A 12878-nucleotide genomic window follows, 5' to 3' on the forward strand; every position below is an offset into this window, starting at 1 on the left:
GCGAGCCTAATGCTCAGGCCACGGCGGGTGTGAGCGTCGCTCCGCGGCGGCGCATCGATTCCACCAGGACGATCAGGAGCAGCGTCAAGGCGAGCGCCACCCACCCCGACCCCAGGCCCGCCCCGCCCTCGGCGATCGGCTTCGCGAGGGCATCCGCGACGGACGCGCCCCAGGGACGCGTCAGGACGTAGGCGGCCCAGAACGCCGGCACCGCGGGCCAACGGCCCCACCGGTGGCCCGCGGCGATCACCGCGATCGCGACCGTGAACAGGGCGATCGAGCCGACGTAGCCGATGCCGAGTCCCACGGCCGTGAAGTCTCCCACCGCGGTCCCGAGCGCGAAGGTGCCGACCACCGCGGCCCAGTAGAACAGCTCGCGGCGGGTGGTCGTGATCTGATGCACCGACACGGTTCCTTCGACACGTCGCCACAGCACGAACACGATCGCGAGGGCGACGGCGTAGGCCGTCGCGGCGACGGGGTAAGGGACCCCCAGGGCCACGTGCATGACATCGGCGGCCATCGTGCCGAAAACGCCGACCGCGGCGACGGCGAGCCAGTAGGCGCGCGGACGGTACCGGCGACGGGTGAGCTGGAAACCGACGGCGCCCACGAAGAACGCGAAGCCGAGGAGCACGGCGACCTCGGGCGGCATGATGCGGATGGAGTAGTCGGAGACCGCCTCCCCCAGCGCCGTCGATACCGCTTTGGCGGCCCAGAAGGCGGCGGTCGGTTCGGGAACCCGCGACCGCGGCGGAACGGGGTCAGACGTCTGATCGGCCTGGGCTCGCGTGGGGGGCACGACCCGAGTTTGACGACATCGCACCAAGACGGCACCAAGAAATCCACGGCGGAGCGCGACGGCGCCACGCCGGATCCCAAAGCGTCGTCTGTGATCGCGTGTGGTTACGGTGAGGAGGTGAACGGTCTGGGGACCATCACAATCGCAGCACCATCTCCCGAGGTGGACTGCGCAAGGCGGGACGTCAGATGCAAACGTCCCGCCTTTTTCGTCTGCGGTGGGAGAGGCGGATTCCCCGTCACTGCTTCTTGCGCTTGAGGGCCTTTGGTGTCGCTCCTTGTGGGGCCGCCCTTATGGCCCCTGGTGTGCTCACTATCGGCGGGATCTCGCGCATGGCGGGGTCGACGCCCTTGTCGTACAGCAGCTTCGCGACACGACGTTCCTACGGACTTGCGGGTACAACGCGACCCTCGACGAGTCCACCCCAGCCGGACGCGACAACATGGCCATCCTCGTCGACCTCGCCCAGAAAGCACAGGACGCCGCCGACGCTGGGCGGCATCCGAGGCGTTCCGCACCGTGCAGCGCCTCGCACGTGCCGCGGGCATCCAGGGGCAGGCGTCGCCTCACGGACTGCGTCACACGCACGCGACCCTTGCGCTGGATGCAGGTGTGCCGCTTCGCGATCTCCAGGACAGCATGGGCCGCGCACGCGCTCGCCTGGAGCGCAGCAGCTCCTATGCCGTGGCCTCTATGCTCGCCTGAACTGTGGAGCCGATCTCCGGGATACGGATCTCTGCGCACCGCGCGCGCCCAGGACTTCGCATTGGCGAACGTGTCGCTCGCTACGTTGAGCGTGACCATTGAGATAGCCCGGTCCTTCCGTCGATAATCTGGTTGAGGCGCTGAGGCCGACAACCGGGGGGACTGACACGTGGGCAAGTACAACGCTCCGAAAAAGCGCGTGCATCGCGGCTTCGTCTATCTTGATGACGGCGTGGTGATCAATAGTCTTTCCGCCCTGGAATCGGGAAAGATCGATGAAGTCGTCGCGAAGATTGCGCAGGCGCGCGAGGGCGGCCTCGCGGGAGGCCTGAACGCTGGGCTGGGTTCGGCGGGTGCGAAGATCGAAGGCGGCCGTAAAGCGACGACCGCTCTTGAAGAGGAGGTCGTGCGGACCCGCACGAGGTTCTCGATTTTCGAGATCTGGTATCAGAAGCTCCTCGAAGAGAAAGCGCTCGGAACCTTCGACGGCTGGGACGCGAGTGCGATGCACGACGTGGAACCTGGCGACACAGTTGAGGTCACCGGGACCTTGGAACTGGTGCCGCTTCAGACTCTCCTCAGGCTGTACCGTTGGTTCGCCGCTCAGGCCCAGGATCAAGGCTCTCCGTTTGCACAAAAAGGCGAACAGCTGAAGGCAACGAAGTCCGCGGTGAAGACGATGGACGCTCTCCTAGGCGGCACCGACGAGGTCCTGCTGCGCCTCTCGCCATTAGGAGAATCCGACCCGCCCGTCGCCGTCATCCTTGACGCAGAGTGGCTCATCGGCGCGTTGGGGCGCATCGATGGCACGTACACCGTCGTGGCTCAGGTCGAGATGGTTCTGGGCGCCGGTGATCGCTGGCCAACTGTCAGGCTCACGCCCGATGCTCCTGTAACCAAGCTGGAACGCGAAGCTCTGACTTCCGCGGTCGGTGGGTTCATCGAACCGGCCGCCGCGCTCGGCGTGACCTTATCGACGGATGAAGCTGAACTGATTGGACCCGCGTTGCTCCTGCGGGCTATCGCGGTCTACCGCTGAGGACCGCGCAGGGCCTCCCGACGTTGGGGCGGACACGTAAATGGAAGGCGGCGTCGCACGCCCGCAGTCGGCGCTGAGGCGCGTCCGAGCTCGGCACAGCGCTCCCTCTGAGCATCGTTCCGGCATCATCGACATGTGTTGGACAAATCGAGAGAGAACCGAGTGCGTCGCCACGCTCCGCGGCCCTGAATCGGCTAGTAACCCTCTTCAGTGTGCGCCGAGATCGCCCTTCTCGGAAGGATCACGATCTCCACTGCCGGATCGCCTCACTTCACAACAGAGTCCGACGGATCCAGTTGCTTCGCCGCAAAGCCGTCACTAGACCGCGAAGTCTCGACGGCCTGCTTCTCAGGCATGTAGTCGTCTAGTCCGACGCCATAGAGGGCCGACCGAAAGCCACCGAAACGCGAACCGCTCTCGGGAATGGTGATCGTTCGGAACGTTCGTCCGATGGCCATGTGAGGCTGAACGTTAACAGTCTTGACTTCAGTCTTCGGCCATTCGACGCTTCCCAGCTGGGCTCCAGCGTCAGGGTCTGTGATCTCGATGCCGTCTGGGTACAAGATCTTGAACCGCATGCCGACCTTGACTCCCTCTTCCGAGCCGACGTTGAGCACGAGTTCGCGCTCGTTCAATACGGTTACCACTTTGCCCTCGATCCGACTCATGCCGGGTCCTACCCTTCTGACTTCTGATCCTCCAACGCGAGCACATCGGTCGCATCGGGGCTGAGCTGACCTACAGACGACTTCAGCTTCGCGCCGGACTCGCTGTCGAAGGCGACTTCAGCTCGTATGCGTGCCCGCTTAGCTTGCGCCGTGAGAAGCACCAGTCGCCCGACGGCGGCGCGCACAAACGTGGGGTCTGCCCGGCCCGCCTTGTCGAACATGAAGGCACCGCCGAACCGAAGTCCACCGCCCATAAGCACCAGAATGACGGCGACAGTGACCCCCACCCTTCGCCCGTGGGCACAAATGCAAGAGCGACCGTCGGGAGAAACGCGCTCGCCACGAGCCATCCCCCGATCGCGCGCGAACTGCGCCGCTTGCTCTGTTGCGGCGGGGTGGCATTCGGCGCGCAGTCATACTGTCCGACGAACACCCGGATGCGCGTCCGACGCGCGGGCGCTTCAAGTTTGCACTTGGTACTCCTGTGAGAGCCGAGTCCCGCGTATGTCCAACGCTTGCGACCCTAGACTCCCCTAAACAGCACGAAACCCCCGGTAAACCGAGGGTTTCTTGTGGTGCGCGATACTGGGATCGAACCAGTGACCTCTTCCGTGTCAGGGAAGCGCGCTACCGCTGCGCCAATCGCGCCTGTACAGGCATGTTCAGTTATGAGGCGAGGTGGCGACGGGATTCGAACCCGTGTAAACGGCTTTGCAGGCCGGTGCCTAGCCGCTCGGCCACGCCACCGTGTGGATTAACCGTGTGGTTTGACCCCACGTGCCGTGATCACTTCGAAAAGAGATCCCTGCACTCGAGCGGATGACGAGACTCGAACTCGCGACCCTCACCTTGGCAAGGTGATGCGCTACCAACTGCGCTACATCCGCGTGCTCCCTGGTTGCCCCGGGAACTTGATCGACTTTAGCCGACTATCCGCGCATCGCAAAACCGGGCGCACCCCGCGCGTGTCTCGGCATCCGAGCGCTGACGGATTCGTGCCTGGGGCCCGCATCCGGTAGCATCGGATCTCGGCCCGCACGGGCCATGGGCGATTGGCGCAGTTGGTAGCGCGCTTCCTTCACACGGAAGAGGTCATCAGTTCGAGTCTGGTATCGCCCACCATCCACCTCCCTCTCCCTCGGGCCATTTCACGGCCGTGCGCGGATGCTCGGTCGCCGGTGCGCCGGTAGGGTCGCGCCCATGAGGGTTCCCCGCGCGATCCGGCTGTCCCTGCTCATCGTGGCCTGCTTCAACCTGGTGTCCGCCGTCATCGGGCTCCTTCTGCTCACGGTCGTGGGCGGCGACAGCGTCGGGATGCCGCCGGAGTGGCTCGAGCGCACCCCGTTCACCTCGTGGGTCTGGCCCGCACTCATCCTCGGATTCGTCGTCGGCGGGGCGCAGGCGCTCGCCCTGGCCGCGCAGCGACGGCATCTCTCCGTCACGTGGGGACTGCACGCCGCATCCGGCCTCGTGATGATGATCTGGATCTTCGTGGAGATCGCGATGCTGCTGGTCTGGTCGCCCCTCCACGGCATCTATTTCACGACCGGCCTCGTCCAGACGGTGCTCGCGGTGCTCGCGCTCGGTGCCTGGCCACGGCCCTTCCTGGCACCGGAACCGCGACGAGCGGGCTCCGGCGGCGGGAAACACCCCCGACATCGGGCGCTGGCAGACTGACGCCATGACCACGGCGCGCATCATCGTCCTCTTCCTGCTCGCCGCGGTCGCGGAGATCGGCGGCGCCTGGCTCATCTGGCAGTCGGTGCGGGAGAACAAGGGCTGGCTGTTCGCGCTGCTCGGTGTGCTCGCGCTCGGGGCCTACGGTTTCGTCGCGGCCTTCCAACCCGACGCGCACTTCGGACGCGTGCTGGCGGCGTACGGCGGTGTGTTCGTGGCCGGCTCGCTCGCCTGGGGCATCGTGATCGACGGCTTCAAGCCGACCGTGTGGGACTACGTCGGCTCGGGGGTGGCGCTGCTGGGGGCGGCCATCATCATCTTCGCGCCGGTCGTGCAGCGCGCCGTCTCGGAGTGATCGCGGGCGATCGCGTCCGCTACAGGTCGCTGGTCCAGCCGTACCGCTGCTGCAGCGCCGCGGCCACCCCGGCGAAGCGGCGACGGTCGAGTGTCGCCGCTTCACGTCGCATGCCGCGCACGTGCACGCTGTACAGCTGCTCGATGTCGACCCACGAGGGTCGGCCCTGCGCGTCCCACGCGCCCGGCCCGATCGACAGGTAGTCGCGGTCGCCGTCGTGCGACTTGCTGGTGAGCCGCACGGCGTAGACGCGGTCGGCGCCGTGGCGACCGATCACGAGCACCGGGCGGTCCTTCCCCCGACCGTCGTTCTCCTCATAGGGCACCCAGGTCCACACGACCTCCCCGGCATCCGGCGCACCGTCGCGCCGCGGGCTGTAGGTGATGCGCAGCCCGCCACGGGCGGGAGGCCGTACCTCGCGCGTGGCGGTCTCCCCCTCGCGTCCCGGCGAGGACGGCGGGGTGGGTGCTCCCGCCGACCGGGACGAGGGCGCCGCCCGCCGCGACCCATTGCGGCTGAAGAGGCCGACGACGCCGTGCAGCAGTGCCGTCAGGGATCCGTTCCGCTGGCGCTCCGTCATGGACACACGCTACCAACCACGCTCCCCTCCCCCACCCCGCTGATCTCCGAACCGCTATCCCGCGTGCGAGCCGCTACCCCACGGGCGGTCCGTCCCGTGGCGGCTGGTACAACGCGTAGCGGCTGGCGCACCGCGAGCGTGGGCGCACGCCGAAGGGGCGCCGGACCGGGAGATCCGACGCCCCTTCGGGCTGGTGACGCGGGAGCGTCAGTCGACGAGCGCGTAGCCCTCTTCACCGTGGACGGCGGTGTCGATGCCGGCGACCTCGTCCTCGTTCTTGACGCGGAAGCCGATCGTCTTCTCGATGATGAAGCCGAGCACGTAGGCGACGACGAAGGAGAAGATCAGCACGGTGACCGCGGCGATCGCCTGCAGGATGAGCTGCTCGGCGTTGCCGCCGAGGAACAGGCCCGTGCCGGTCGCGAAGAAGCCGAGGAACAGGGTTCCGATCAGACCGCCGACCAGGTGGACGCCGACCACGTCGAGCGAGTCGTCGAACCCGAGGCGCCACTTGAGCTCGACGGCCAGGGCGCAGACGGCACCGGCGATGATGCCGAGCAGCAGAGCCCAACCGGGAGCGAGGTTGGCGCAGGAGGGGGTGATCGCGACGAGGCCCGCGACGGCACCGGAGGCGGCGCCGACAGCCGTGGGCTTGCCGTCCTTGAGCTTCTCGACGATCGCCCAGCCGAGGATGGCGGCAGCGGTCGCGCCGAGCGTGTTGAGCACGATGAGGCCCGCGGGCGAGCCGACACCGGCGATACCGCTCAGGATGTCACCCGTGGTGCCCTCGGGGGCGGCGTAGAAGGCGGCCGCGCCGGCGTTGAAGCCGAACCAGCCGAACCACAGGATCGCGGCTCCCAGCATCACGAGCGGCACGTTGTGCGGCTTGTGGATGCCCTTCTGGAAGCCGACGCGCTTGCCGAGGACCAGGGCGAGCGCGAGGGCGGCCGCGCCGGCGTTGATGTGGACAGCGGTGCCACCGGCGTAGTCGATCACCTCGGTCGAGAAGCCCAGTGTCGTGCCCAGGTTGAAGATCCAGCCGTTGGTGTTCCACACCCAGCCGGCGACGGCGAAGTAGTCGATCGTCGCGAAGAAGAACGCGAAGATCATCCACGAGCCGAAGCGGGCGCGGTCGGCGATCGCGCCGGAGATGAGGGCCACGGTGATGATCGCGAAGGTGGCGCCATAGGCGACGGCCGTGAGGTTCACGGTCGCGTCCTCACCGGTCGCCATCGTGCCGAGGCCGAAGTCGGAGAAGGGGTTGCCCAGGATGCCGCCCCACCAGTCGGCGGTCTGCATGTTGAATCCGTAGAGGATCCAGAGCACGGCGACCAGTCCCATCGCGCCGAAGCTCATCATCATCATGCTGATGACGCTCTTGGCCTTGACGAGCCCGCCGTAGAACAAGGCCACTCCGGGCGTCATAAAGAGCACGAGCGCCGTTGCGGCGATATACCAAGCGAGATTTCCGCTGTCCATGAAGGTCCTCACTGATGTGTTGTGTAACTCGGACCGGGTCGTCGCGGTTTCGGGGTCGGGACGTCCCAGCGCAATCAGTGTCGCGGCGTGCCGTTTCCGACGGCATGCGTCTCGTGTTTCGCGTCGGTTACACGGGCACCGCTCAGGTAAACATCACGTTTCGTCCGGGCGGTCGACGCCGGTGAATCCCCTCAGGAATGCGTGAGCGCGTTGAGGCGCGAGATCGCGCGGAGGTACTTCTTCCGGTATCCGCCGGCGAGCATGTCGTCGCCGAAGACCTCGTCGAGGGGGCGGCCGGTCGCGCGGACGGGGATCTGCGCGTCGTAGGCGCGGTCGACGAAGGCGACCAGGCGCAGGGCCGCGGACTGATCCTGCAGTGTGACCACATCGCGCAGGCCGATGGCCGACAGCTCGTCGAGCAGGCGCACGTAGCGGGACGGGTGCACGGTGGCGAGGTGGGCGATCAGGTCGCCGAAACGGTCGTCGGAGACCACGCCGGATGCGGCGGCCTCGTCGATCGCGGCGCGATAGCCGTCGTCGTCCCACACCTCGGCGTGGCCGTCGATGGCACGCTGGCGGTAGTCGGTGCCGTCGATGCGGATCGTCTCGAAGCTCGCGGCCATCGCGTGGATCTCTCGGAGGAAGTCCTGGGCGGCGAAGCGGCCCTCCCCCAGTGCGTTCGGCGGGGTGTTGGAGGTGGCGGCCAGCCGCGTGCCGGTGGGCACCAGCTCTCCCAGCAGCCGCGTCATCACCATCGTGTCGCCGGGGTCGTCGAGCTCGAACTCGTCGATGCAGAGCAGATCGGCGCCGCGGAACAGCTCGACGGTCTTCTGGTAGCCGATCGCTCCGACGAGGGCGGTGTACTCGATGAACGAGCCGAAGTACTTCCGGCGTGCGGGCACCGCGTGGTAGATCGCGGCGAGAAGGTGGGTCTTGCCGACGCCGAAACCGCCGTCGAGATAGACGCCGTGCTTCATCTCGGGTGCCTTCTTCGCCCGCCGGAACAGCCCGCCGCGCTCGGCCGGGCCGCTCCCCCGGCTGAACGCGATGAGGCGGTCCTTCGCCTCCTGCTGCGACGGGTAGGCGGGATCGGCGCGATAGGTCTCGAACGTCGCGTCGTCGAACTGCGGCGGCGGCACGAGCGCGGCCACCATCTCGGCGCCCGAGACGGCGGGCTGGCGCTCCGCGAGCCGGACGATCCCGGTGGTCGTCGACGTCATCGTTCTCCCTCGTCGGTCGGGTGCGTCGCCGGCACCGGCAGCAGGTCGCGTTCGCGGAGCCAGTCGCCGATCGCGTCGGTCCACCGCTGCTGGTCGTAGTTCCACAGCTTGGTGTGGCGGGCCGTGCGGAACACCTGGAGGTCGACCAGATCGGGCCGCGCGGCGGTGAGCCGGTGGGAGGCGCTCGAGGGCACGAAGCCGTCGTCGTCGCTGTGCAGGATGAGCACGGGATGCCGCAGCTCGCCCGCCCGGGCCACGATGTCGAGCCGGTCGAACGGGATCGCCCCGTCCGCACCGGTGGCCGGCGCGGTCCAGTCGGAGCGCAGCGCGCCGATGGCCAGACCGGTGACCGGAGACGGCACGTGCAGGGCCTTCGCCTGGTAGGCGAGCACGGTGCGCCAGTCCACGACGGGCGAGTCGAGGATCACGCCCGAGATCTGTTCGCGATGCGCCGAGCCGAGCGAGGTCTGCAGGGCGATGGCCCCGCCCATGGACCACCCCATCAGGAGTACGCGGCGCGCTCCGTGTCGGAGGGCCCAGCCGACGGCGGCATCCACGTCGCGCCACTCGGTGGCGCCGAGCGCGTAGGCGCCCGCACGGCTGCGCGGGGCGTCGCCGTCGTTGCGGTACGACACGACGAGGGAGGTGATGCCGAGCGCGTGGAAGACGGGGACCGCGCGGAGGCATTCGGCCCGTGTGGTGCCGCGCCCGTGAATCTGGATGACCCAGGTCTCGTCGTCGAGGTCGCGGGTGGGCTCGGCGGGGAACAGCCAGGCCGGGCAGGGTCCGATCGCCGCGTGGACGTGCTCCGTCGTGAACGGAAGGTGCAGTTCCTCGGGCCGCTGGTAGTACCAGCCGCTGAACGCGGCGGCGGGCGCAAGCGTCGACTGCCCGCTCACCTGGGTGAGCAGTTTGCGCTTGACGGTGGTCTCGTCGCTCGAGAGGACCGACCCGACCTTCAGGTAGTCGGCCGATCCGGTGGTGAACAGGCCGTAGCGGCCGGGCAGCACGGTATCGGCGGTGCGCGCCAGCGTGATCGTCTGCGCGGGGACGTCGATGTCGACGATGCGGGTATCGGGTACGCGCCCCGAGGGGGTCACGACGCGACGGGCCATCCGGAGGGCGACTCCCGCGGCCATCGCCACCACCGCGAACAGGGCGGCGGCGAGAGCGAGAGCCAGCATCCGCAGAGTCGCCGCAGGGCCGATTCGTGAGGCGCCGAAGGCGGCGCGCCTGGGTGCCTTCATCGTGGGGCCATCCTAGTCTGTGAGCGTGGATGACACCCGTCCCGCCGCTGAGACGCCCGCCTTCGCGCGTGCCGCGCAGCAGCTGCGCGCCCTCACGTTCCGATCCGACTTCTCCGTGCGCGAGATCGCCGCGCCGACGAGTCTCGCCCCGGAGGCGATCGCGTTCGCCGGCGACGTGCGACCGGATGCCGAGGGCATCGACTCCGAGTACGGCACCGGGCGCTTCGTGCTCATGCACGACCCCTCCGAGCCGGACGCCTGGGGCGGCGCGTGGCGTATCGTGTGTTTTGCGCAAGCTCCGCTCGAACCTGAAATCGGCGTCGACCCGCTGCTCGCGGACGTCGCCTGGTCCTGGCTCGTCGACGCGCTCGACACGCGCGGCGCGGCCTTCCATGCGGAGTCCGGAACGGCGACGAAGACCCTGTCGAAGGGATTCGGATCGCTGGCCGACGAAGGCGACGGGGCGCAGATCGAGTTGAGGTCGTCCTGGACGCCCGACGGCGATCTGTCCGCTCATGTCGAGGCCTGGGCGGAGCTGGTGTGCATGCTGGCGGGACTTCCGCCGGGATCAGAGGGCATCGCCGTGTTCGGCTCGCAGCGGGGTGCAACGGGAAGGGGAACGCGTGGCTGAGTACGACGTCATCACGGATGCCGCCGGTCTCGCCACCGCCGTCGACGCGCTCGTCGCCGGCACGGGCCCGGTCGCGGTCGACGTCGAGCGGGCCTCCGGCTTCCGGTACTCGCAGCGGGCGTACCTCATCCAGGTCTTCCGGCGGGAGGCGGGTGTCTTCCTCATCGACCCCCCGGCCGTCGGCGACCTCAGCGCGCTTCAGGACGCGATCGGCGACATCCCCTGGATCCTGCACGCCGCGAGTCAGGACCTGCCGTCGCTGCGCGACGAGCGTCTCGAGCCGCCGTCCCTCTTCGACACCGAGCTGGCCGCCCGCCTGCTCGGGCACGAGCGCGTGGGACTGGGCGCCGTCGTCGAGGACACGCTCGGCATCAGTCTCGCCAAGGCCCACTCCGCGGCCGACTGGTCGACCCGTCCGCTGCCGCAGCCGTGGCTGGAGTATGCGGCGCTCGACGTCCTCCATCTCGTGGACGTCCACGACGTGCTGGTGGCCGAGCTCGAGGAGCAGGGCAAGACGGAGATCGCGGCGCAGGAGTTCGAGACGGTGCGCACGCGACCGGTGAAACCCGCCCGCGAAGAGCCGTGGCGTCGCCTCAGCGGCCTGCACACCGTCCGCGGACGTCGCGCGCTGGCGGTCGCCCGTGCGCTGTGGCTCGCGCGCGAGGAGTTCGCGCGCGAGCAGGACACCTCCCCCGGCCGCCTGGTTCCCGATCGCGCGCTGGTCGCAGCGGTGCTGGCCGACCCGGCCAGCAAGCAGGACCTGGCACGCGTGAAGGACTTCACGGGGCGAGCCAGTCGTAGCCAGCTCGACCGCTGGTGGGCCGCGATCGAGGCGGGCCGCGCCGATCCCGTGCTGCCGGCGGAGCGCGCGACGGGCGACGGGATGCCGCCGCCTCGCGCCTGGGCGGATCGCAATCCCGCCGCCGACCTGCGCCTGAAGGCCGCGCGACCGCTGCTCGAGCAGCTCGCGGTCGAGCTGCGGATGCCCACCGAGAACCTCCTGACCCCCGACACTCTGCGTCGCATCGCCTGGACTCCCCCGGCTGAGATCGACGCGGCATCCATCGGCGACGCGCTCGCGTCGCACGGCGCGCGCCCGTGGCAGATCGCGCTCACCGCCCCCGTCATCGCCGGCGCTTTTGTCGAATCCGTCCAGACACCCGAGGCTGCGTCCGACCTGGCATCGTAGAATCGTCCCAAGCGTTTCGGTGAGACTGAGTTTCACCGTACGCTGGACTGAATCTCAACCCTTGGAGGCAGTGTGGCCGAGCTCTCGGACGTCTACTTCGTCGATGGAATGCGCACCCCGTTCGGGCGTGCCGGCGAGAAGGGCATGTACTGGAACACCCGCGCGGACGACCTCGCGGTCAAGGCGACGATCGGTCTCATGGCGCGCAACGCCGCGGTGCCCGCCGAGCGCGTCGACGACGTCGCGATCGCCGCCACGAGCCAGACGGGCGAGCAGGGGCTGACGCTCGGGCGCTCGGTGGCCATCCTCGCCGGTCTGCCCCAGACGGTGCCGGGCTTCGCGATCGACCGGATGTGCGCCGGAGCGATGACGAGCGTCGCCATGATGGGTGCATCGATCAGCGCCGGCATGTACGACGTCGCCCTCGCCGGCGGCGTCGAGCACATGGGGCACTACCCCATCGGCGGCAACGCCGACCCCAACCCGCGCTTCGTGGCCGAGAAGATGGTCGACCCAGGCGCGCTGAACATGGGTGTGACGGCCGAGCGCATCTTCGACCGCTTCCCGCAGCTGACCAAGGAGCGCTCCGACCGGTTCGGCATGCTCAGCCAGCACAAGGCGCAGGCCGCGTACGAGGCCGGCAGATTCCAGCCCGACCTCGTGCCCGTCGCGATCAAGGATGCCGAGGGCACCTGGGGCCTGGCGACCGAGGACGAGGGCCGCCGCCCGCAGACCACGATGGAAGACCTCGCGGCGCTGAAGACGCCGTTCCGCCCCCACGGTCGGGTGACGGCCGGCACGTCGTCGCCCCTGACCGACGGCGCGACGATGTCGCTGCTGGCCGGCGGCGGCGCGGTCAAGGAGCTCGGGCTGACGCCGAAGATGCGCATGGTCTCGTTCGCCTTCGCCGGTGTGCAGCCGGAGATCATGGGCATTGGCCCCATCCCGTCGACGGAGAAGGCACTGAAGAAGGCCGGGCTCACGATCGACGACATCGGCCTCTTCGAGCTGAACGAGGCCTTCGCGGTGCAGGTGCTGTCGCTGCTGGACCACTTCGGCATCGCCGACGACGACCCGCGCGTCAATCAGTGGGGCGGCGCGATCGCCCTGGGTCATCCGCTGGCCGCCTCCGGTGTGCGCCTGATGATCCAGCTCGCCGCGCAGTTCGCCGAGCGGCCCGATGTCCGCTACGGCCTGACCGCGATGTGCGTCGGTCTCGGGCAGGGCGGATCGGTGATCTGGGAGAACCCGCACTACAACGGCAAGAAGCGCTGAGAGGTACGGAC

At 68.6% G+C, this 12878-nt stretch carries 14 protein-coding genes and 4 tRNA genes; 8 read left to right on the forward strand and 10 right to left on the reverse strand.

Going from position 1 to position 12878, the window contains the following annotated elements:
• Positions 1–13 precede the first annotated feature (13 nt).
• On the reverse strand, positions 14–802 hold the full coding sequence (locus KY498_RS02035) for a hypothetical protein (protein WP_191008608.1): 789 nt from the start codon (positions 800–802) through the stop codon (positions 14–16).
• 519 nt (positions 803–1321) lie between these two features.
• Between KY498_RS02035 and KY498_RS16615 the strand changes: the two genes are divergently transcribed.
• On the forward strand, positions 1322–1507 hold the full coding sequence (locus KY498_RS16615; protein ID WP_219879433.1) for a tyrosine-type recombinase/integrase: 186 nt from the start codon (positions 1322–1324) through the stop codon (positions 1505–1507).
• 169 nt (positions 1508–1676) lie between these two features.
• Positions 1677–2546, forward strand: coding sequence for a hypothetical protein (locus KY498_RS02045; protein ID WP_191008606.1), 870 nt, complete (start codon positions 1677–1679; stop codon positions 2544–2546).
• A gap of 266 nt (positions 2547–2812) precedes the next feature.
• Here the strand turns inward: KY498_RS02045 and KY498_RS02050 are convergent, their stop codons facing one another.
• The 5 genes from KY498_RS02050 to KY498_RS02070 form a co-directional block, all read right to left on the reverse strand.
• Positions 2813–3214 carry a hypothetical protein gene (locus tag KY498_RS02050; protein WP_191008605.1) on the reverse strand — a complete coding sequence of 134 codons (402 nt, stop codon included), beginning with the start codon at positions 3212–3214 and terminating at the stop codon, positions 2813–2815.
• A gap of 8 nt (positions 3215–3222) precedes the next feature.
• Positions 3223–3501, reverse strand: coding sequence for a hypothetical protein (locus tag KY498_RS02055; RefSeq protein ID WP_191008604.1), 279 nt, complete (start codon positions 3499–3501; stop codon positions 3223–3225).
• 286 nt (positions 3502–3787) lie between these two features.
• Positions 3788–3862 (reverse strand) — tRNA-Val (locus tag KY498_RS02060).
• 28 nt (positions 3863–3890) lie between these two features.
• Positions 3891–3961: transfer RNA gene (locus tag KY498_RS02065), tRNA-Cys, on the reverse strand.
• Between the two features lie 67 nt (positions 3962–4028).
• Positions 4029–4101: transfer RNA gene (locus tag KY498_RS02070), tRNA-Gly, on the reverse strand.
• 159 nt (positions 4102–4260) lie between these two features.
• Here KY498_RS02070 and KY498_RS02075 point away from each other — a divergent pair.
• From KY498_RS02075 to KY498_RS02085, 3 genes are all read left to right on the forward strand, one after another.
• Positions 4261–4336 (forward strand) — tRNA-Val (locus KY498_RS02075).
• Positions 4337–4414: 78 nt separating this feature from the next.
• Complete coding sequence (locus KY498_RS02080) at positions 4415–4891, forward strand: hypothetical protein (protein WP_191008603.1); 477 nt, start codon at positions 4415–4417, stop codon at positions 4889–4891.
• Positions 4892–4895: 4 nt separating this feature from the next.
• Positions 4896–5246, forward strand: a complete 351-nt coding sequence (locus KY498_RS02085; protein WP_191008602.1) for a YnfA family protein — start codon at positions 4896–4898, stop codon at positions 5244–5246.
• A gap of 19 nt (positions 5247–5265) precedes the next feature.
• Here KY498_RS02085 and KY498_RS02090 read toward each other — a convergent pair whose 3' ends face one another.
• The 4 genes from KY498_RS02090 to KY498_RS02105 form a co-directional block, all read right to left on the reverse strand.
• The gene (locus tag KY498_RS02090) at positions 5266–5826 is read right to left on the reverse strand and encodes a type II toxin-antitoxin system PemK/MazF family toxin (protein WP_191008601.1); all 561 of its coding nucleotides are present in this window, start codon (positions 5824–5826) and stop codon (positions 5266–5268) included.
• A 207-nt stretch (positions 5827–6033) separates the two neighbouring features.
• Positions 6034–7305 (reverse strand): ammonium transporter, encoded by a 1272-nt coding sequence (locus tag KY498_RS02095; protein WP_060959568.1) that lies wholly within the window; start codon positions 7303–7305, stop codon positions 6034–6036.
• A 191-nt stretch (positions 7306–7496) separates the two neighbouring features.
• Positions 7497–8525, reverse strand: coding sequence for a cell division protein ZapE (gene zapE, locus KY498_RS02100; RefSeq protein ID WP_191008600.1), 1029 nt, complete (start codon positions 8523–8525; stop codon positions 7497–7499).
• Positions 8522–9772: a S9 family peptidase gene (locus KY498_RS02105; protein WP_191008599.1), complete on the reverse strand. Its 1251-nt coding sequence runs from the start codon at positions 9770–9772 to the stop codon at positions 8522–8524. Before KY498_RS02105 ends, zapE begins: the two co-directional genes overlap by 4 nt.
• A gap of 25 nt (positions 9773–9797) precedes the next feature.
• On the opposite strand from KY498_RS02105, the gene KY498_RS02110 reads away from it, so the two are divergent.
• The 3 genes from KY498_RS02110 to KY498_RS02120 all read left to right on the forward strand — a co-directional run bounded on the left by KY498_RS02110 (position 9798) and on the right by KY498_RS02120 (position 12867).
• A complete protein-coding gene (locus KY498_RS02110; protein WP_060959565.1) occupies positions 9798–10403 on the forward strand; it encodes a DUF3000 domain-containing protein in 606 nt (201 codons plus the stop codon).
• Entirely contained in the window at positions 10396–11592 is a 1197-nt protein-coding gene (locus KY498_RS02115) for an HRDC domain-containing protein (RefSeq protein ID WP_060959564.1), read from the forward strand. Before KY498_RS02110 ends, KY498_RS02115 begins: the two co-directional genes overlap by 8 nt.
• 72 nt (positions 11593–11664) lie before the next feature.
• Positions 11665–12867, forward strand: a complete 1203-nt coding sequence (locus KY498_RS02120; RefSeq protein ID WP_061781758.1) for a thiolase family protein — start codon at positions 11665–11667, stop codon at positions 12865–12867.
• Positions 12868–12878: the final 11 nt, after the last annotated feature.

This window comes from Microbacterium sp. PAMC21962 (genome assembly GCF_019443465.1).
Classification (GTDB): domain Bacteria; phylum Actinomycetota; class Actinomycetes; order Actinomycetales; family Microbacteriaceae; genus Microbacterium; species Microbacterium hominis.